Annotated in this window: 17 protein-coding genes, 2 pseudogenes and 1 other annotated feature; of the genes and pseudogenes, 6 read left to right on the top strand and 13 right to left on the bottom strand. The window is 58.8% G+C overall.

Annotated elements, in window-relative coordinates; all coding sequences use genetic code 11:
• The first annotated feature begins 86 nt into the window (after positions 1-86).
• The gene (locus AC1DT7_RS22065; protein ID WP_478038327.1) at positions 87-704 is read left to right on the top strand and encodes a hypothetical protein; all 618 of its coding nucleotides are present in this window, start codon (positions 87-89) and stop codon (positions 702-704) included.
• A gap of 383 nt (positions 705-1,087) precedes the next feature.
• Here the strand turns inward: AC1DT7_RS22065 and AC1DT7_RS22060 are convergent, their stop codons facing one another.
• The 4 genes from AC1DT7_RS22060 to AC1DT7_RS22045 all read right to left on the bottom strand — a co-directional run bounded on the left by AC1DT7_RS22060 (position 1,088) and on the right by AC1DT7_RS22045 (position 4,296).
• Positions 1,088-2,338: an aKG-HExxH-type peptide beta-hydroxylase gene (locus AC1DT7_RS22060; RefSeq protein WP_478038326.1), complete on the bottom strand. Its 1,251-nt coding sequence runs from the start codon at positions 2,336-2,338 to the stop codon at positions 1,088-1,090.
• Between the two features lie 11 nt (positions 2,339-2,349).
• The gene (locus AC1DT7_RS22055) at positions 2,350-3,483 is read right to left on the bottom strand and encodes a radical SAM protein (RefSeq protein ID WP_478038325.1); all 1,134 of its coding nucleotides are present in this window, start codon (positions 3,481-3,483) and stop codon (positions 2,350-2,352) included.
• A 65-nt stretch (positions 3,484-3,548) separates the two neighbouring features.
• Entirely contained in the window at positions 3,549-3,908 is a 360-nt protein-coding gene (locus AC1DT7_RS22050) for a hypothetical protein (protein WP_478038324.1), read from the bottom strand.
• 61 nt (positions 3,909-3,969) lie between these two features.
• Positions 3,970-4,296: a hypothetical protein gene (locus tag AC1DT7_RS22045; protein ID WP_478038323.1), complete on the bottom strand. Its 327-nt coding sequence runs from the start codon at positions 4,294-4,296 to the stop codon at positions 3,970-3,972.
• Positions 4,297-4,529: 233 nt separating this feature from the next.
• On the opposite strand from AC1DT7_RS22045, the pseudogene AC1DT7_RS22040 reads away from it, so the two are divergent.
• Positions 4,530-5,024 (top strand): annotated as a pseudogene (locus tag AC1DT7_RS22040) (integrase core domain-containing protein); the annotation flags it as partial.
• Between the two features lie 235 nt (positions 5,025-5,259).
• Here AC1DT7_RS22040 and rfbB read toward each other — a convergent pair.
• From rfbB to AC1DT7_RS22025, 3 genes and pseudogenes are all read right to left on the bottom strand, one after another.
• Positions 5,260-6,336 (bottom strand): dTDP-glucose 4,6-dehydratase, encoded by a 1,077-nt coding sequence (gene rfbB / locus AC1DT7_RS22035; protein WP_478038322.1) that lies wholly within the window; start codon positions 6,334-6,336, stop codon positions 5,260-5,262.
• Complete coding sequence (gene rfbA / locus AC1DT7_RS22030) at positions 6,336-7,214, bottom strand: glucose-1-phosphate thymidylyltransferase RfbA (protein WP_478038321.1); 879 nt, start codon at positions 7,212-7,214, stop codon at positions 6,336-6,338. The genes rfbB and rfbA overlap by 1 nt, the downstream gene beginning before the upstream one ends.
• A 363-nt stretch (positions 7,215-7,577) precedes the next feature.
• Positions 7,578-8,608, bottom strand: a pseudogene (locus AC1DT7_RS22025) (IS3 family transposase); the annotation flags it as partial.
• Positions 8,211-8,327, bottom strand: a sequence feature (AL1L pseudoknot). Its footprint overlaps the pseudogene before it by 117 nt.
• Here AC1DT7_RS22025 and AC1DT7_RS22020 point away from each other — a divergent pair.
• Positions 8,589-9,056, top strand: a complete 468-nt coding sequence (locus AC1DT7_RS22020) for a DUF1176 domain-containing protein (protein ID WP_478038320.1) — start codon at positions 8,589-8,591, stop codon at positions 9,054-9,056. The pseudogene AC1DT7_RS22025 and the gene AC1DT7_RS22020 sit on opposite strands and share 20 nt — an antisense overlap.
• 103 nt (positions 9,057-9,159) lie before the next feature.
• Here the strand turns inward: AC1DT7_RS22020 and AC1DT7_RS22015 are convergent, their stop codons facing one another.
• From AC1DT7_RS22015 to AC1DT7_RS21990, 6 genes are all read right to left on the bottom strand, one after another.
• On the bottom strand, positions 9,160-9,600 hold the full coding sequence (locus AC1DT7_RS22015) for a SecDF P1 head subdomain-containing protein (RefSeq protein ID WP_478038319.1): 441 nt from the start codon (positions 9,598-9,600) through the stop codon (positions 9,160-9,162).
• 55 nt (positions 9,601-9,655) lie between these two features.
• Positions 9,656-10,009 carry a hypothetical protein gene (locus AC1DT7_RS22010; protein WP_478038318.1) on the bottom strand — a complete coding sequence of 118 codons (354 nt, stop codon included), beginning with the start codon at positions 10,007-10,009 and terminating at the stop codon, positions 9,656-9,658.
• 80 nt (positions 10,010-10,089) lie between these two features.
• On the bottom strand, positions 10,090-10,596 hold the full coding sequence (locus tag AC1DT7_RS22005) for a D-glycero-alpha-D-manno-heptose-1,7-bisphosphate 7-phosphatase (protein ID WP_478038317.1): 507 nt from the start codon (positions 10,594-10,596) through the stop codon (positions 10,090-10,092).
• A gap of 20 nt (positions 10,597-10,616) precedes the next feature.
• Positions 10,617-11,048 (bottom strand): D-glycero-beta-D-manno-heptose 1-phosphate adenylyltransferase, encoded by a 432-nt coding sequence (gene rfaE2, locus AC1DT7_RS22000; RefSeq protein ID WP_478038316.1) that lies wholly within the window; start codon positions 11,046-11,048, stop codon positions 10,617-10,619.
• Between the two features lie 44 nt (positions 11,049-11,092).
• Positions 11,093-12,025: a D-glycero-beta-D-manno-heptose-7-phosphate kinase gene (rfaE1, locus tag AC1DT7_RS21995; RefSeq protein ID WP_478038315.1), complete on the bottom strand. Its 933-nt coding sequence runs from the start codon at positions 12,023-12,025 to the stop codon at positions 11,093-11,095.
• A complete protein-coding gene (locus AC1DT7_RS21990; RefSeq protein WP_478038314.1) occupies positions 12,018-12,611 on the bottom strand; it encodes a D-sedoheptulose-7-phosphate isomerase in 594 nt (197 codons plus the stop codon). Before AC1DT7_RS21990 ends, rfaE1 begins: the two co-directional genes overlap by 8 nt.
• A 1,090-nt stretch (positions 12,612-13,701) precedes the next feature.
• On the opposite strand from AC1DT7_RS21990, the gene AC1DT7_RS21985 reads away from it, so the two are divergent.
• From AC1DT7_RS21985 to AC1DT7_RS21975, 3 genes are all read left to right on the top strand, one after another.
• Positions 13,702-16,428 (top strand): glycosyltransferase, encoded by a 2,727-nt coding sequence (locus tag AC1DT7_RS21985; RefSeq protein ID WP_478038313.1) that lies wholly within the window; start codon positions 13,702-13,704, stop codon positions 16,426-16,428.
• Between the two features lie 18 nt (positions 16,429-16,446).
• Entirely contained in the window at positions 16,447-17,970 is a 1,524-nt protein-coding gene (locus AC1DT7_RS21980) for a glycosyltransferase family 4 protein (RefSeq protein WP_478038312.1), read from the top strand.
• Positions 17,971-18,241: 271 nt separating this feature from the next.
• Positions 18,242-18,409, top strand: a 168-nt coding sequence (locus tag AC1DT7_RS21975; protein ID WP_478038346.1) for a transposase, incomplete at its 3' end; no start/stop codon positions are given.

Raw genomic sequence — 18,409 nt, 5'->3', positions numbered from 1 at the left:
GATCGGCGGCCGCCGCGTCCTAGAATGGCTTCAAGGCACTCAGTACTGGAAAAGATGATATGCGCATCGGGACATGGATTTTGGCGGTGGCCGCAAGCCTCGCCGCTGTCGCGGGGAGCCAGCCTGCACATGCGGCTACCCTCGAATTCTTCGAGGGCAATAATTGCACGCAGGACCGGCTCGGCGGCACCAATACGATCGAGCATCTGCGATCGGGCGGCGATGCCTATCCAATCCTGTCACCGACGATCTGGAAATTCGCGGGCATCACCACCTCCAACAGCCAGCCCTGGGGCGATGAAGCGCGATCGGTGCTGATCACCACGAACTGGAAGCGGCAGCGCGAGCCGCGCACCGGGAAAATCTATATCTATGACGATCCGCACGGCAAGAAGAGCGACGACTGGGTGGTCATCGTGATTCAGGATGCCGAGCAGATCCCGACTAACGGCCTGTGCATCGGCACATTCGAGCGGCCATTCGATCGCAACGGCGTGTTCCTCGAACGTCATCCGCAAAACGGGCTGGACGGAAAGATCTCCTACATCACCGCGCTGTGCCAGGCCGCGTGCCGCGCGAACCTGACCACCGACCCCAATCCGCCGCCGTCCCCGCGACCACATTTGGTTGTCGAGAAGCGTGAGGGCGGTCAGACGCTCACGCCGGAGCAGGCGCGGCTCCTGAAGCGGCGGCCGAAGAAGTAGCTTCACTCATTGTGGCGTTGTCTAAGCCTGTCCGCTGGACATCGCTCCGAGTAGCTGAAGCCCTCCCTGGCCAGACGCGTGCTCGGGACTGGAGTCCTTCYTGGAGCGCTTCACCAGGCCACTCCCTTGTGGATTCCAGCCGGCGAGGCGCCCGGCAAACGCCACCACAGGCGCGCTAAGCCCGATTGGTCAGCAACTGGACCAGCGCTGTCGGCCCGGCGCCCACCAATAAGCGGAATGGACACGGCGCAGCAGGGTCAAATCGAAGACGATGCCGGCGGTGATATACGCCAACATTCCAAGGACCATGGCAAATGGCGCGAAGTCGCCAAGCGAACCAGCGCCCGCAGGCCCGAGCGCCTGTCTGAGCGCGACGTGGACGCTCAGGCCGGGACCGGAGTGCGTGCGGCCGCCACTGCGTCGGCCCAATCCAGATATCCGATCCCGGCATCGGTAAATCGACCGTGGCGGCGCATGATCTCCAGTCCGGCGGCGACTTCGCGGCGCACCTCGGCCGCCCGGTCAATGGCGTCGGTACGATCGGGTCCCGTTAGTGCGCCGCGTGCGACCAGTGCCTCCAGCGCCTCGGCGATCTTGGTGTGAACATAGAGCCCCTCGAAAATGCCGACGATCGGCCGGGGATCATCGCGCCAGTCGACCTGGAACAGCTCATCGGTCTGTTCGGGATCGAGGATCGGCAGCGCCTCTTCCAGGTAGCGCAACGTGACATGGCCGAGTTCATGAATCAGGTCCTCCAGATTGTCGAGCACACTACCGCGTGCCACCCAGCAGGCCCCCTGATGCGCGGAACTGGTGAACGACATCAGCCCGATGTTCGGCGTCGATAGGCGCGGTATGACGACGCGCATCGCCTGCGCCAGCTCGGCGTATTTCTCGGGCAACGCCGATGACAGGATCGCGGCGGCGTCGAGGATGCTGTCGGGGCTGATCGGTGGGAAGTACGGCATGACCTCGTCATATTCCCACAGGATCACGCCATCCTGCCGACCCGGAAGTTGATCTTCGCGCAGTTTCATCCGGAGCCAGGGCAGGTCGTTGCGCACCACCACATCGCTGCCTGGCAATGTCGGCGCACGAAGGATGCGCGGATCGTCGGGATCGTCCAGATCGATGTCGTGCTGATTGCCCGCCTGATCGATAAGCGCCAGATGGCGGCCGATCTTGCTCGCGCCGACCAACGATCCTTCGACACCGCCGATCGCGACCCGGCAATCCCATGTCATGATCACGCCGCTTTCGACCGCGAGCAGGGCGGTCCAGTCCACCGCGCCGGTAAGGTCGACCCGCATATTGTCGGTCTGGTCGAGCAGGCGGATCAGGCGCGCATCGGCGACGTCGGTCCAGTCCTCGATCCGCCCGAACAGTGACAGCCAGCCGCGCAGGACGGGGGACCGCAGCCGCTCGTCGCGATCGGGACCGACACGGTCGATGGCGTCGATCAGGCCGGCGAGCGCCACCGCCTGGCGTTCGAGCCCGTCCACCAGCGCGATCACGCGGTGCAGCGCGACGAGATCGCCGAACCGGTTGCGGCTCGACAATGCGATACAGGATTCAAGGGTGTCGGGAGATGGCCCGGACAGGGCGGAAACGAGATCGGATCGCGTGGTCAGCATGATAGTTCCTTTCAGGCGGCCTGCGCGGCGGACAGCCGCGCACTGACCCGGTCGAAGAAATGGAGATGATCGCCGCACAGGACGGAAGGGCGGTCGGTGATCCGTCCTGTGGCATCGAATCGACCGGCCAGCGTTCCGCCACCGCAATGGCGCCAATGCTCGCACGACCGGCAATCGGCCGGCTGCCGTTCCGCGTCGGCCTGGTGGCGTGCGAAAAAGGGCCAGGCGGCAACCGCCTCCGGCCGGTCGCCGTGCACCGATAGGCCGGTTTCCGCGGCGCCGTCGGACGATGGGCGGAAATAATCCGACAGCTCGATCGCGCCGTCCGTATTGATCACCAGGGAGCGCAGCGACCACGCCGCGTGGTCGTCGGACGAGGCGACGCCGCCCAGAATCGCGCGCATCGTGCCGTGAAAGCGGTCGATATAGATGTCATCGCGGTCGAGCCTGAGCCACGCGTCGAACAACTCGGCTGCCCAGGTCCCGTAGCGCGGGGCAGCGGCATAGGCTGCCGCATCTCGCCATGGCGGGTTGGCGTGATTGACCTCCAGCGGCCAGAGCAGATTGATCCGCGTGACGGGCAGGCCGGCAATCCAGGCGAGGAAATCGGCGGGTGGTACGTCTGGCTGCATGACACACAGGAACCCGCCGATGATGTCGCCGCGCCCCTGCTCTATCAGCGTGCGGACATTGCGCATGACCCGGTCGTATGAACCGCGCCCGGCAAAATCGACGCGCGCGGCGTCGTTGGCGGCGCGTGGCCCGTCCAGGCTGACGCCGATCTTCATGCCCATCTCTGCGAACAGATCCAGGAGGCGCGGCGGTGGAAGCTTGAACAGGTTGGATTGAAGGCCGAGATCGATGTCGAGGCCGCTGGCCCGCAGCGCCGTCACACGCTCGAAGAAATGTTCGAAGTTCGCGACTGGCCACAGCGTCGGTTCGCCGCCGTGCAGCGTCACTTCGAAACGGGTTCGTCCGCATCGCGCACCATAAGCGGCGATCATGTCCAGCGTGGCGATCGCGGTGTCGATCGTCATCGCGGAGGGTTTGCGGCGGTGCGTCTGGTCCGCGCTGTTGAACATATAGCAGTAGCTGCAATCGAGATTGCAGTAGCCGGTCAGCTTCATGATGTACGACGTGAACATGGCCGATCCTTTCGGTGCGGGAAACCGGCGCCGCCGCCTGTGCGGCGGCACCGATCCCGGACGCGCTAGCGTATCTGTGTGGCCGCACCGGCTTCGCGGAACCGCATGGTAAAGCCGACCGCGACGCTGAGGGCGGCCGGATTGAACCCAGGGCGTCCCTTTGCCGCGTCGATCGCGGAGGTAAGCAGCCTGGCCTGAAGCGGATCGCTCCCCTGCAGGCCAGCCGCCTTTGCCCGGGCCTGCGCTTCGCTACCCTGGAAGGTAATGTTGCGCGTGACCGGCGTCGCCGTTGCCAGCCTTTGTCCGGGCTTGACGGTCGGGACGATGATCTGCGCTGCCGCGGGTGCGGCGACGGTGCCAAGCGCCGTCGCCGCGGCGATCAGGGTGACGGCATCGAGCGAGCCGGGTTTGCGTGGGTGATTCATGATCGTGTTCCTGTTTCCTGGTTGGACGGAGCGACCCGATCGAGCGGGCACCACGCTACGGTCAGCGCAGTGGTGCGTTGCCGGTCTTCATCGTGAACTGAACGCCGATGCTGACCGCGGCGGGGTTGAATCCCGGGCGAGCCTTGGCGGCCGCAAGCGCGCCGTCGAGCAGTTGCGACTTGATCGGATCCGACGCGCGCAAGCTGGCTGCCTGAGCACGAGCCTGGGTCTCGCTACCCTGGAAGGCAATCGACTTGGTGACCGGCGCGACCGAGAATGATTTTGTCGCCAACGGGCGGGTCTGAGCGCTTACCGGAGCGACCGAACCGATCGCCGCCGCCGCCGCGAGCAAAGCCCCGGCGTCGAGCGCCTTTTTTCTGTCTATCATCATAATTCTCCATCTGAAGCGCGGCCCCAGGCAGGACCGCGCCACGATGGCTAACCCCGTGCCGCGGGATTGGGGTCATACGTTTGATGGACGCCTGAATGTTGGACAGGAGGCCAGTTCCGACGAGCACTGAAGAACAGCATTGTGCTTCAACTGAGAAACATCGGGGGGCGAGGCGTCGCCAAGAGCATAGTCCGCCATATTCGCACTTCTCGAGGCGGATCATATGCTACATCGTCGATGATATGACGCGCGAATGCCTGGCGGCGATCCCGGACACATCGATCTCGGGCAAAAGAGTGGTGCGCGAACTGACCAGCCTGATGGTCGTGCGCGGCAAGCGGGGATGATTGTCAGCGACAATGGGACCGAGCTGACCTCGAACTCCGTGCTCGAATGGTGTGGCGAGACCAGGATCGACTGGCATTACACCACGCCCGGCAAGCCGACCCAGAACGCCTATGTGCTTCAATGGTCGCATGCGCGTCGAACTGCTCAACGAGACGCAGTTTACGAGCATCGCGCACACCCGCGAGAAAATCGCCGCCTGGTTCGATGAATACAATGTCGAGCGGCCACACTCGTCGATTGGCTACGCCACTCCGGCGGCGTTCGCCGCCCGGCTAGAAAAGCAATGGCCTGCACGCGTGCAGGCCATTGCTTCACCCGCTGCTTCACCCGCGCTCACGCGCGACAAACACGAGCGGACTCTAGTTTTGGCTGGATGAACGTTGGGGGGCACGTTAAAAAATCTCAATTTTACGACGCGATCCATTTGGAAGGCGCCGCGAATCGAATTGCCATTGCCATCGCCACCGCGCCTTGCAATTGGCACGGCTTCTGCCCCACGATGTCATTAGGGACTTTTAATATCTGAAATCAGCGGCAAGCTGCGCCTGTGATAGCGAAGCCGGATGAATCACCGTCCTGCCTTCACTTCGAGATTTGCGGCTCCGAACGCGATTACTCTATCGCAAAATGAAGGTCGCAGGTTGGGGAGGAGGTTGCCTGACCAAGATACCAGTCGACCGTTGTGGCCAGGCCGGCTGGGAAACGAATTCCAGCTTTCCATCCGAGTTCGCGCTCCAACTTCGACGGATCGATCGCGTACCGGCGATCATGGCCGGGGCGGTCGCTGACAAACCGAATCAGTTCGCGGCGTGACGTATCTCCGCCTAAAGGGCAGCGATCGTCGAGCAAATCGCATATCAAAGCGACGACGGAGACATTGCTGTGCTCTTCACGAGCGCCAACGGCGTAGCTTGCTCCCGGCGCACCATATCGCATGATTGTTTCCAGTGCGCGCGCATGGTCGTCGACGTGTAACCAGTCCCGAACGTTCGCACCGGTGCCATATACGGGCAATGTGCTACCGCGCATCGCCCGGGTAATCGTCAACGGGATTAGCTTCTCGTGATTTTGGTGTGGCCCATAATTATTACTGCAGTTTGAGAGAACGACCGGTAACTGGTACGTATGGTGCCATGCTCGAACAAGATGATCGGCTGCCGCCTTTGAAGCCGAATAGGGCGAAGACGGGCGATAGGGCGATTCTTCGCTAAAAAGACTGTCATCGAATGGCAAATCGCCAAATACTTCGTCGGTCGAGACATGATGAAACCGGAAATGCGCCTTTCTTTCCGTGTCGAGTGAGCGCCAGTGATCGAGCGTCGCTTCAAGTAAATGGAAAGTGCCGTTGATATTGGTCTCTATGAAGATTGCAGGGCCGTCGATCGAGCGGTCGACATGACTTTCTGCAGCAAGATGCATCACCGCGTCGACCGATTCTTCCTTTAACAGTAGTCGAACCAGGGCTTGGTCAGCAATGTCGCCTTGTACGAATCGGTAGTGGGGAGATCGCTCAACCGTTGCCAGCGCGGCTAGCGATCCAGCGTAGGTGAGCTTGTCGAGATTGATCACGCGCGTGCGGCCACCGTGGATAAGGTGTCTGATCAATGCTGAACCGATGAAGCCGGCACCTCCGGTCACTAACACCGTGCGATGTGGTGCCGCTTCAACCACGCGCCGGGCGGTGTTCATCACGCTGCCAGCGCGCATTGACGAAGATATGCAGCATAGTCCGTCTTCCCGAGAAGTTCCGCGCGCGCCATCAGCGCGTTGCCGTCCAGATAGCCGAGATTGTGAGCAATCTCCTCCAGGCAGGCCACCTTGATGCCCTGCCGCCGTTCGATCGTCCGTACAAAGGAGGATGCGTCGTGTAGGCTGTCATGCGTGCCGGTGTCGAGCCAGGCATAGCCACGACCCAGCCGCCCCACATCGAGTCGGTCCTCAATCATGTATGCATTGAGGACGTCCACGATTTCAAGCTCGCCTCTCGGCGATGGTGCGAGACCACGTGCAATATCAACTACGCCGGCTTCACAGAAATACAGGCCTGTTAAGGCCCAGTTCGACAATGGCTTTTCGGGTTTCTCGTCGATCGCGATGGCCTGCCCGCTCACTCCGTCGAACGTGACAACGCCGTAACGCTCCGGATCCGTGACCTGATAGGCGAAGACTGTCGAACGCCCCGACTCTGCTGCAGCATGGGCCGCGCGACATTTCGCGCCAAGGCCGTCGCCGTGGAAGATATTATCGCCGAGGATCAACGCGCATGGCTCCTTGTCAAGAAACTCGGCGCCGATCAGGAATGCCTGGGGCAGGCCCGCGGGTTCTGGCTGTTCGGCATAGGAGATGCGAATGCCGAAAGCGGAACCATCGCCAAGCAGCAGGCGAAACATCGGGAGGTCGCGTGGGGTCGAAATAATCATGACATCGCGGATGCCCGCCAGCATCAGCACTGACAGCGGATAATAAATCATGGGCTTGTCGAAGATGGGCAAAAGCTGCTTCGATAGGGCGAGCGTCGCCGGATATAGTCTGGTGCCGGCTCCGCCCGCCAGAACGATCCCCTTCATACAATTTCCCTTATGGCTCAGTAGCTGGGCGGAATAAGGGCAAATGGTTAAAGCCTTACATCCGCCGGGCGGCTGCTAGGTGTTGAGTCCCGAATAGTGGCGGTACGGATCGATTTCAATCGGCCCGCGTCTTCTGTCCAGATGCGCGCGACGTATTCGTAGGGTGAAAGGCTGCGGCGCGTCTTCAGTCTGCGGGTATGATTGTAGGCGCAGATGAACGGCCGGAGCTGCTGCCTTGCCCAGATGAGCCTTGAGCCTGAAAGAGGCCATCTCGATCGGGTTCAGATCGGGCGAGTATGAGGCAGGAATAGCATCCATGCGCCGCGGGCGGCGGACAGCACCGTTTGCCCGCGGGACAACTCTGGTCTCGGCTAAAGCGTTGTCGTAACTGTCTCCGACGCTGCCAACCGACGGCTCGATCCCCGCTTCGGCGAGGCGCTCGGTGTACTTGATGTACAAATATTGCGACCCGCGATCGCTATGATGGATGAGGCCGCACCGATGGGCCGGCCGTCGATCGTGAAGCGCCTGTTCCAGGGCATCGAGGACGAAGCTGGCATGTGCCGTCCTGCTGGCCCGCCAGCCGACGATCCGCCTGGCATAGGTATCGATGACGAAGGCGACGTAGACGAGCCCCGCCCAGGTCGCGACATAGGTGAAGTCCGACACCCACAGCATGTTCGGTGCTGGCGCGTAGAATCTCCGATTGACGTGATCGAGCGGACACGGCGCCGCTTTGTCGCTGACGGTGGTGCGCACCGGCTTGCCCCGTATCACCCCTGCCAGGCCCATCTCGCGCATCAGCCGAGCGACCGTACAGCGGGCGACTGGAAACCCCTCCCGCAGCATCTGCCGCCAGACCTTGCGCACGCCGTAGACCGCGAAGTTCTCGGCGAACACGCGCGCGATCTCTGGCTTCAGGGCGACATCCTGCTGCGCCCGCGCCGACAGGCGTGTCGGATCCCGCCGCTGCGCGACGCGCTCGAAATACGTCGATGGGGCGATCGGCAGAACACGGCAGATCGGCTCGACCCCATAGGCATCGCGGTGATCATCGATAAAGGCGATCATCGCCGGAACGGGCGGTCGAGCTCCGCCTGCGCAAAATATGCGGACGCCTTGCGCAGAATCTCGTTGGCCTGTCGCAGCTCACGGACCTCGCGCTCGAGCGCCTTCACCTTGTCGGCAACCTCGGTCGGGACACCGGCACGCTTCCCGCTGTTGACCTCGGCCTTCTTCACCCACTCATGCAGCGTCTGCGGAACGCAGCCGATCTTCTCCGCGATCGACACCACCGCCGCCCAGCGGGATGGATAATCGCGCTCGTGATCCGCCACCATCCGCACCGCCCGCTCGCGGACTTCCGGCGCAAACTTGTTCGTCGTCTTGCTCATACAGGCTCCACCTTCTCAAGAGTTGGAGCCTCCGGCAAACCCGGCGCGGTTCAGAGCGCTCGTTTTCGTTCCCTGTATCAGGGGGGCTTATCAGGGATCCTCGCTGGCCTTCATTGCTTCACGCACCGGCGGTCCGGCTCACCGATTGATCGCGCCGACTCCCCATCTCGGCAATGTCACCGATCGATCCGAAGGGGCCTATTTTACAGAGGCCAGCTTCGATCCGGAGACGGGTACGCTCGGTATGGCGGCCAAGGGGCGGGGCCTAGCAGACTGTGGCATTTCGGCGAGCTGGATATGGGATGGCGACGCATTTCGCTTATCCGAGATGTCGCTTCAGGGATCCTGTGGCGGGGCCGAGCCCGGTGATTGGCCAGTGCTGTTTCGCTCGTCGCAACGCGGTGGCGCACGGCCAGGCGCCAGCTTGAATGGCGGGCGTCAGAAATGATGATCTTCCTACTGCTCGTCACGATGCTGAGCCTTGCGATCCGCCCGGAACAGGCGTCGCCCCGTGATCGGTCGGTTCGGGACTGAGCGGGGCGACCGCGCCACTATGGAGATGGCTGATGGCCCTTGATCCGCTCCGCTGTCGTTGTGGCCTCTTCACTGGAAAACGAACCGGCGATCTGGACGCTATTACCAGCGATAGCCTCTCTGAGGATGGGAGCGCTCAGCTGATGACCGTCGAGTATGATGGGTAGTTCCTGCCCGACCCGCCCCGCCGTGGCTTCGCCGAACCGGCGGTGTCCATCGGGAGTGAAATCGATCTGGACGGTCGCGGTTCCCCAAGGGGGGTAGACGACTTTCACGTCGGCAATATCGCCAGGGGCAAAAACGATGCCGCCAATCGTCAATTTTCCGGTCGCTTGGACGGGTCTGGTCTCGGCGTTCGGTGGTGTGGAGGTGGATGCACAGGCAGTCAGACACGCAAGGCCGATGGAAACCAGGGCAAGCCGGATGAGAGACATGGGGGTGCCTGCCTGTTCAATCATTCTCGAAATCATCCTGTTCATTCGGGCGCGCGACGACCGAGCAGGGGCGCCGGCGTCATGCCATGTGCGCCCTTGAGCGTGCCCCGTCCAATGCCTTGCGCCAGTCTCCGTGAATCGAGGCAGCGTATCGATCTCGATCTTTCGCTGGCGCGCAAACCAGATTTGTCAGCCGGACTTCGTCTGCTTTGCGCGCGGGATTGGCCCAACGCGGCCTTGCTTCTGCGCTATCGTCAAATCCGTCGGCATTTGCGTTCAGGCGTCCATGGGCAAGGATGCGGGTTCTCTTCGTGGCGCAGTCGGCTTCAAAACGACCGCGTGCGTACCCGGTCGATTGCTGATCCAGCGCCATATACATGTCGAACCCTCTCACGTTTCCCGAGGCTGAGGTCGTTGCTGGATCGACCATCATTGCCGCTTCCGGCGCGGAGCCGATCCAGCAAGTCACCTATGGGTTCGCCGCGAGCGGGCTGCCCGTTGGGGGCGACTAAATCAGCGTGCTGTCCCAATTCGGAGATCGCACAGACCCCTTGCCGGGGGATGGACAATGAAGATGTCTCCGACCCCCGCTGATCGAGCTGCCTGCTCGTCGCTTTCCTTGTCACCCACCATGATGGATAGGGCGAGATCGATGTCATGTTCCCGCGCGGCGCGGAGTATCATACCCGGGCGGGGTTTGCGACAATCGCATTCGATACTGAATTCCGGCACAATGCCCAGTGGATGATGCGGGCAGTGATAAATGTCGGTGAAAGTGATCCCCTCTTCGGCAAAGATATGCCGCATATGATATTCAAGCGCTTCGTACTGCGCCTGATCGAAATACCCGCGAGCGATGCCTGATTGGTTTGTCACGACGATTAATGCATAGCCTTCGGCCTGTGCTCGTCGCAGGGTGCGGAACACGCCATCTATCACCTGAAAATCGGTCGGGCAGTATACATAGCCGTGGTCGACGTTGAGCACGCCGTCTCGGTCGAGGAAAAGGGCGCGTCGCATGCGTTTGCCGGGTCTGAGCGTCAGAACATGCTGGCGCGGATGCGACGCAAAAATGCTGTCGTGGAATATCCCTCGCTAAAGGCGATGGCACGCGCATCGCCGCCATAGGAGCGGACAAAGCGCGCTTCTTCCAGGCTGTCGATGTCGTAATCGCCGCCTTTGACGTACAGGTTGGGGCGGATTTCCTGGAGGAGTTCGAGCGGTGTCCGTTCAGTAAACAAAGTTACGAGCGTCACGGATTCCAGAGCTGCAAGCATGACGGCCCGTTCGGCCTCGGGATTGATGGGTCGATCTGCGCCCTTTTCCAGTTGCCGCACCGAACTGTCGCTGTTCAAGCCCACGATCAAAGTCGATCCCAAGGCGCTCGCTCGCTCAAGATACTCGACATGCCCTGGATGCAGAATATCGAACACGCCGTTTGTGAATACCAAGGGCCGTGGCAGGCCGGCCATTCGTTGCGCCAGCGCGGACCTGGCGACAATCTTTCCCCGGAAGCTCATTGAAGCGCCAAGTGTTGCAGAAACTGTTCCACTTCCTCGATATGTACGACGGACGTACCGAGCTTGCCAACCGCGACTCCCCCTGCCGCATTTGCGAAAGCAATCGAGCTTTCCCAATCCCGTGCTGCCCCGTACATGATCGCAAGCGCTGCGATCACGGTATCGCCGGCGCCCGAAACATCGAAAACCTCGCGCACCTGGGATGGCTGATGAATGATCTGCCCAGGCAGGTAGACCTTCATTCCATGCTCGCTCATCGTCAGAACGAGAGCATCCAGACTCAACTCTACGCGCAACGCCTCCGCCTTGCGATCCATTTCCTCGGGCGACGTCCAAGCGCCCACGACATCCGCTAGCTCGGCGCGATTTGGGGTAATCATCGTCGCGCCGGCATATCGGCTGTAGTCCCGGCCCTTGGGATCGACGAGGATCGGTTTTCCGATCTCCCTCGCTACCGCAATCATGTCCGCTATATGGTTGAGCGCGCCCTTGCGATAGTCTGAGAAGACCACGATGTCCGCTGCCTTGACGAGCTTCTCGAACTCGGTCCGCTTCGCCTGCAGCGTTTCGTAGGAAGGCAGTTCCTCGAAATCGACCCGGAGCATCTGTTGGTGTTGGCCGATTACCCGAAGCTTGAGGGTCGTCCGGATATTCGGGTCGACATTGAGAAAATGCTCAACGCCTGCGTCATCCAGGGCGACCCGCAGGCGGTCGGCGGTAGCATCCTGTCCCACGACCGCCAGTAGCGTTGCCTTTCCGCCAAGGGAGACGACGTTGCGGGCCACATTTGCCGCCCCTCCAGGCCGCACGTCGGTGCTTGAAACGTGCACAATGGGGACGGGCGCCTCCGGCGAAATACGCTTTACATCGCCGAACCAATATTCGTCTAGCATCACGTCGCCGACGATCAGTGCGTTGATCCTAGCCATTGTCGTCATCGTCTGCAGGTCGGAAGGCTTCGTCCAGATAGGCGCAAAGCGTGTGATAAATCAGCAGGTGGGCCGTCTGGATCTGGTCGGTCATGGTCAACGGCACGATCAGTGACATGTCGCTGAGGGCTGAAAGCTCTCCGCCATCACGTCCGAGAAGCCCGAAGGTCACCGCGCCAATCTGCCGCGCAGCCTCAAAGGCCCGGACGACATTACCCGAGTTGCCCGACGTCGAGATGCCCCACACGATATCGCCAGGCCGCGCAAGCGCTTCGACCTGACGGCTGAACACGGTATCGTAGGAATAATCGTTGCTCCATGCAGTCAGCACCGAACTGTCTGTCGTCAACGCGATGGCTGCCAAACCAGGTCGTTCGATCTTGTAACGGCCTATCAGTTCCGCTGCGATGTGCTGAGCATCGGCAGCCGAGCCGCCGTTACCCATGATTAGAAATTTATTGCCGGTATGAAGTGTCTCCGCCAGCCGTTTCGCGACAGCCGCTAGGCTGTTTGAAAAATTCGGCGTAAAAACCTGCTGCAATGCCGAAATGGTATTGTCGATCTCTTCTGTGAATGAGAACGTCACGTTCTTCTCCAAGGGGTAGCGCGATAAGTCCATTTATACTTAAGAAGCTCTAAACGCTTCAATGCGAATTCGCGCATAGTTTATCGAAGAAGCTTTCTTCTATGGCATCCAGACTCCATAAAGAGAGGTAATTGGTAGACCAAAGGGGCGGAGGAAAGTTGTAAGGCTGCGCAGAGAGATTGACATTTCGGCATGCGCCAGCCTCGTTTACTACCAATTCCCGATTTTCGGAGTCCCGATTGCTGGAAATAAGGAGATATCTGCTGTTCGATCTTTTGAAATTTCTCAAAAGCAGGCATATATCCTTATGGTAAAGGTGAAGAAGAAGATCCTTGCAAAATATAAGGTCCGCGTGAGGAAGTATTTCTGTCGTTCCATCAATGACTCCGAAGTCACGTGCCGGGTACCGCTCAGCATTAAGGTCAATTAAGTCCGGAACTATGTCAAATCCGCGATACTCAACTTCGGGAAATCGGCCCAAAATAAGCGGGATCCAGTAAAAGTCGCCGCACGGCACGTCGTTAATGAATCTAATGTTGAAGTGCCGAATGATCTGATCGAGGGCTTCAATGGAATCGCGAACGCTAGGTGAAGATAGGGCGGAGCCGGCGCCTGATACGGACTCGTCGTTTCCCCAGCGATTCTCTTTGAAGATGAACGTGAATACCTCTTTCAAGCTCGATCCCGCTGTGGATTCGCTCATTTTTTATTCTCTACCTTTATTGCGGTTCTTGAGGCGTGGCTGGGAATTAGCCTGCCTTGCCGACCCTTGCCAAGGATTGATATATCCCTTATCGCGGATAGCACTCGTAGGCACTCCCGGCAATGGTGATGAGCGATAGCGCATGGCGACTTGATGGCAGCGTGTTTCTAGCTATCTCTCGGCCACAAGCCATTGGAATGTCTCACCGATGCGGACGAGGCGACGGCTGGCAAGGTTTTTGAGGCTGAGAGCGCTTTCTTGTCTCCTGTCGTCGTCGCGGCCCATTGTTTGTGGGCTCGTAGCTTTTGTCCGGATCTGGATTAAAAAATTCTACCTTAGCAAGAATGGATTGTGATGATTGGGCGCGTGTTGGGGAGTTCTGATCAGATGGATCTCTCTCCGGAAGAATATGTCACCTCGTTGTATCGGACGCTGCTCAAGAGAGAGCCTGACGATGAGGGGCTCAATAACCATGTGCGTGCGCTGCGTGGTCACGGAGATCACACAAGAATCCTAAGGGCTTTTCTGGAAGCCCCGGAATTTGCGAATATAGATAGGGGAAGTGGCCGCGAGAGCGTCATCTTTCCAGCGTTCAGCGATATCGATAGTGATCCACTGAACAATAAAATGATTATTGAGTGCAGCCGCGGGCATTTCTCCGATCTCGATTTTATTAAGAAGCTCGGAAATAGGTCAAAGCTCTTCGGTAGAAAGAAGAGAAAAATTTCTACTGTTGCGATCTATTATCCAAAGCTCAGCAACGGAGGTACGGAGCGCGTCAGTTCTCGGCAGATATTGGCGTGGACGAGTCTGGGCTATCGGGTGGTGTTGATAACGGATCTCCCGGCTGACCCGGTGGCGGATTATGACTATGGCGACGTGAAGCGGTTCATCATACCGCCGAAGATGATGGACAATCACGACTATCGAGACAGGGGGCACGCGCTAACGAAAGTGCTCATCGAGCAGAATGTTGATGTGTTCGTCAACAACCTCTGGGATGAGACTTCCACCGTTTGGGACGTCCTCGTTGCCAAGAGCCTCGGTATTCCGGTAGTGGTGGGCTGGCACAATATATTCGACACCCGCATCCGAAACCCGGGAGACCTGCACCTCGCTAACGTGCGCTTCTCGGGATATAAATATGCCGACCTTGTCACGGTTCTAAGTACGGTCGACAAGCTTTGGTTCCGTGACCGTGGCGTGGCTGCGCGCGTAGTATATAATCCGCTGACGTTCGATAGCCTTCCTGAAAAGGTTGCGCCCCTGGCTGGTAGGACGGTGGTATGGGTTGCGCGTGCGGAACGGCATCAGAAGCGACTTGACCTTGCGATCCAGATGTTCCCGCTTGTTTTGGCGCGGGTCCCGGACGCCAAGTTGTTGATCGTCGGTGGCGGACCAGATCTGGAATGGGCGAAGGAGTATGCCCGTTCGCTGGGTATCGCAAAGCACGTCGAGTTCACGGGATATACAACGGACGTCGCCAAGCACCTAGCTCGATCCGACGTTCATATTCTCACCTCCGAATTCGAAGGGTGGTGCTTGGCCCTTGGTGAAGCGTGGGCCTACGGTGTGCCGAGTGTGATGTTTGAGCTGCCGTATCTGGAGTATGTTCAAAGCGGTAAGGGGTACATTCCAGTCGAGATGCTGGACATTTCCGGGATGGCGGATGCGGTCTCCAAGCTCCTTCTGGACAGCGACCTGCGGAAGAATTTGGGGCGGGAGGCCCGTGAGGTAATCGAGGAGTTCGATAAGGTCAGCGTCAAAGACGAATGGCGCAGAATATTCGACGACATCGAGACCAAGGATGATCTCGAAACGCCTCTCCTGCCCGAATATGAGCTGCGCGGGCTCTCGGCGCTTACTACGGTGCTGGGTGATCGATTTTTGAGCCTGGAGACGCCTCGCGCGGATAATTATGTTCCCGTGCTGCCAAGCAACGTGCGCCCCGAGCCACCTCGGAAGAAGCGTACGCGACGTTTGCTGAAAATCGCGCGTGCGGTAGCTGCCCCTTATGCGCTCGTTAAGCGTTCCGCGCAGAAGTCGCTTATTCCGGACCGGCGGCTGAAGATGATCGATTTGTCGCATGTCGGCCTGGGCGATAATCTTATGATCTGGACCGGCCTCTTCACTCTACTGGATAATGGCGTACCGCTTTGTGCGCCCGGATGCGTAATCCATGTTCAACCCATCCTCGCGGAATTGGCGTCGCGCTTCTTTGCTCGCTTCGGGTTGGTCGTTCAGCGTGGCCGTCCTGAAACGCAGTTGAGTCCAATCTATTCGCCGCTGCCGCCTGCGAGTTCAAAGGAGTGGTGGGGTGCCTATATCGGCCGCGATTGGCGGATGAATTGGGTAGAAGCTCTCGATCAACAGAAAACCTTTCCTCGAAATGGGGCGGATCTGTCCTTCGCGGCGCGCATGCGGTTGTCGATTTCGGAGCGCCTTCTATATCGTCGCAATGGCTGGGCGGAAGCAACGCCGGGTTACATTGGTTATCGAGTCTGGCTGCCACTGGCTCTAAATCACGGCATCTATCCGATCGTATTCCTGTCACAACTCAAGCGATCACTAGCCACCATGCGGCAGGTCGTCTCCGAATATGTTGACGAAATCACGCCCGCCTCGGATCGTGATCGATACGCCGGAAACGCCGCTTTTCCGAGCGGGAAATCGTTCCAGACCATTCCGCCGCAGACCTTCAATGATATCGATCAGGCGCTGGGAGGTGGTTTTTTCACCTGCTACGTGCAGAGCGATAGTCCATGGCGGCATGACTATGAATGCGCAGCAATCGTGACCGAGAGTCTCTCTGACATCAGGGACACTTTCCGGATTATCAAGTATTCGAAGAGTCTGCTGACTACGGACAGTTTTACCTCACACCTTGCTCAGTTGCTGCGCGACGATTTCGTTCTGGTGTTGAGTCGCGACATGCAGGAGAGCATCCTCCACCCAGGCGCCAATCCGAAAATCATGGCGAATCATCCAGCATGTGCGCCTTGTAATTATCAGGAGCGATATCATTTCGATCGGTGCGTGGCAGGATACAAATACTGTATCGCATTCGAGAATCCGATATTCGCTCAGAGTATAGCCAGTTGCTTTCGTGCCTGAATGATCCTCGTTTAATAGATGCGTATTTTGATCTGCACTAATGCTTACCCTCCCCATTTTATGGGGGGGGCGGAGCTCGTTGCTCATGAGCAGGCCAAGTTATTGGTTGGGTCTGGCCATGAGGTCGAGGTTTTTGCGGGCGATATCGGTGCAGTCGGTGAGCGGCACTCCCGAATCGAAGGGCGCTATGAGGGCGTTCGACTCCATCGAATCAAAACTGATCCTGAAGACTATAATCCTGAATTTCTAAATTTTCTGCATTCTGAGATAGATGATCATTTCAGAAGCGTGTTGAGAGATTTTAGGCCAGACATTGTTCATTTTCATAATTTGATAGGCCTTTCGGTCAAGCTTCCGATCATCGCACGATCAGCCAGCATTTTAACGATCTGTACGCTCCATGATCTTTGGGGTTTCTGTCTCAAGAATACGGCGATCCGATGGGACGGCGCTCCATGTCGGGATATCTCGCTTTGTGGGCGCTGCCTTCCGCGGATTCATGATGGAAGGGGACTCGATGTTCCTATCCGCTTTCGCAAGGATACGATCAAGCTGGCGCTCGATCACATCGATCATTTCATCGCTCCGAGTCAGTACATCGCGGATCGCTATGTATCGGCAGGACTTTCGGCGAAACGAATCTCGGTCATTCCCAATGGCATCGATATCGATCGCTTTTCTCCTTCACGCCATTCGAGTGAAGATGGTCCTGTGCGCATCAGTTTTGTCGGCCATTTTGGTGCGCATAAAGGCGTGAGTACTCTATTGTCGGCGCTGTCGATGTTGGAGATGAAGAATCGCGTCCGCCTCCAGTTGGCGGGAGAGGGGCCGGAAAAGGAGCGCTATCTTTCAGAAATCGACGCGCTTGGAATAGGGGAGGCGGTATATTTTTGCGGTCAGGTCAAGCACACTGAGATCGCGGATATCTATGATAGAAGCGACATCGTTGTATTGCCATCGGTGTGGGACGAAAATCAACCAGTTTGCCTGATGGAAGCCATGGCTTCGGGGCTGCCTGTGGTTGCGTCGAACAAAGGGGGGATTCCCGAGCTGATCGAGCACGGGCGTAACGGTTTGCTGTTCAACGCTGGGGACGCGAATGATCTCGCTAGGCAATTGGATCGGCTGATCGATATGCCGGCGTTAAGGAGGGCTATGGGCCTTGAAGGCCGACGGCGTGTGGAAAGCCTAACCTATAAACGCCAGATCGAGCTGCAGGTTGCTCGTTACCAGTCAATAGCGGTCCGTTCGCCGGAAAACGCGACGCCCCCGCGGCTTGCAGGTTTCATTGGAGAGTGCAGAGAAGGAACGCGCGTTGAAAATGCCATGCCTTCTCCGGGGTTGGAAGACCGACCAGAATATCTCGTGCCGTATCAATGGATGTCAGATTCTGAGCAGCTGATATTCGGCCGTTTTTTTCTGCTCACTGCGGGGCCCATATCCAGAGTTCTCAGGCTTATGGGTAAGGATACCGTGATTCCATATCCCGATTGGATTTATAGTTTCCGCAAGAAGGTTAAAAGCTGGATTTCGTCACGATAGGATGTGGTAGGATATCTATCGGGGCACTTGCGGTTGACATTCCAAATGGAACTGATCGGCGTGGCTGGCACATCCGGCCTGAGGCGGCAGGATGTTGTACAGCTAGCGCATGTAGCTCAGCTGGTGGTCATCGGGGAAGTTAAGTCGCGACATGTTGTCATTACCTTATACCAAGGCGCATTGTATCTGACGTGCTCTGACGTGCTGACGTGCTCCCCTGAAATGTGACCGCGGATAAGTAGAGTCCGACACGCGAAGGGAGTCGGACGGGATGAAGCGGAGCAGGTTCAGCGAAGAGCAGATCATCGGGATATTGAAGGAGCAGGAAGCGGGGATGGCGACGGCGGATGTATGCCGGCGCCACGGGATCAGCCCAGCGACGTTTTACAACTGGAAATCGAAGTTCGGCGGGCTGGAGGTGTCGGAGACCAAGCGGCTA

The organism is Sphingomonas sp. P3_C6 (assembly GCF_056402595.1).
The sequence above is the reverse complement of the archived record's forward strand: the minus strand, read 5'-3'. Positions and strand labels throughout refer to the sequence as shown.

Excerpts from the sequence above, each read along its gene's own strand:
- rfaE1 (WP_478038315.1), bottom strand. The coding sequence starts at position 12,025 with ATGGCTAGGATCAACGCACTGATCGTCGGCGACGTGATGCTAGACGAA.
- rfbA (WP_478038321.1), bottom strand. The coding sequence starts at position 7,214 with ATGAAGGGGATCGTTCTGGCGGGCGGAGCCGGCACCAGACTATATCCG.
- AC1DT7_RS22060 (WP_478038326.1), bottom strand. The coding sequence starts at position 2,338 with ATGCTGACCACGCGATCCGATCTCGTTTCCGCCCTGTCCGGGCCATCT.
- AC1DT7_RS22055 (WP_478038325.1), bottom strand. The coding sequence starts at position 3,483 with ATGTTCACGTCGTACATCATGAAGCTGACCGGCTACTGCAATCTCGAT.
- rfbB (WP_478038322.1), bottom strand. The coding sequence starts at position 6,336 with ATGAACACCGCCCGGCGCGTGGTTGAAGCGGCACCACATCGCACGGTG.
- AC1DT7_RS22015 (WP_478038319.1), bottom strand. The coding sequence starts at position 9,600 with ATGATTGAACAGGCAGGCACCCCCATGTCTCTCATCCGGCTTGCCCTG.
- AC1DT7_RS22005 (WP_478038317.1), bottom strand. The coding sequence starts at position 10,596 with ATGCGACGCGCCCTTTTCCTCGACCGAGACGGCGTGCTCAACGTCGAC.
- AC1DT7_RS21980 (WP_478038312.1), top strand. The coding sequence starts at position 16,447 with ATGCGTATTTTGATCTGCACTAATGCTTACCCTCCCCATTTTATGGGG.
- AC1DT7_RS21985 (WP_478038313.1), top strand. The coding sequence starts at position 13,702 with ATGGATCTCTCTCCGGAAGAATATGTCACCTCGTTGTATCGGACGCTG.
- rfaE2 (WP_478038316.1), bottom strand. The coding sequence starts at position 11,048 with ATGGCCGGCCTGCCACGGCCCTTGGTATTCACAAACGGCGTGTTCGAT.
- AC1DT7_RS22050 (WP_478038324.1), bottom strand. The coding sequence starts at position 3,908 with ATGAATCACCCACGCAAACCCGGCTCGCTCGATGCCGTCACCCTGATC.
- AC1DT7_RS22045 (WP_478038323.1), bottom strand. The coding sequence starts at position 4,296 with ATGATAGACAGAAAAAAGGCGCTCGACGCCGGGGCTTTGCTCGCGGCG.
- AC1DT7_RS22010 (WP_478038318.1), bottom strand. The coding sequence starts at position 10,009 with ATGATGGTCGATCCAGCAACGACCTCAGCCTCGGGAAACGTGAGAGGG.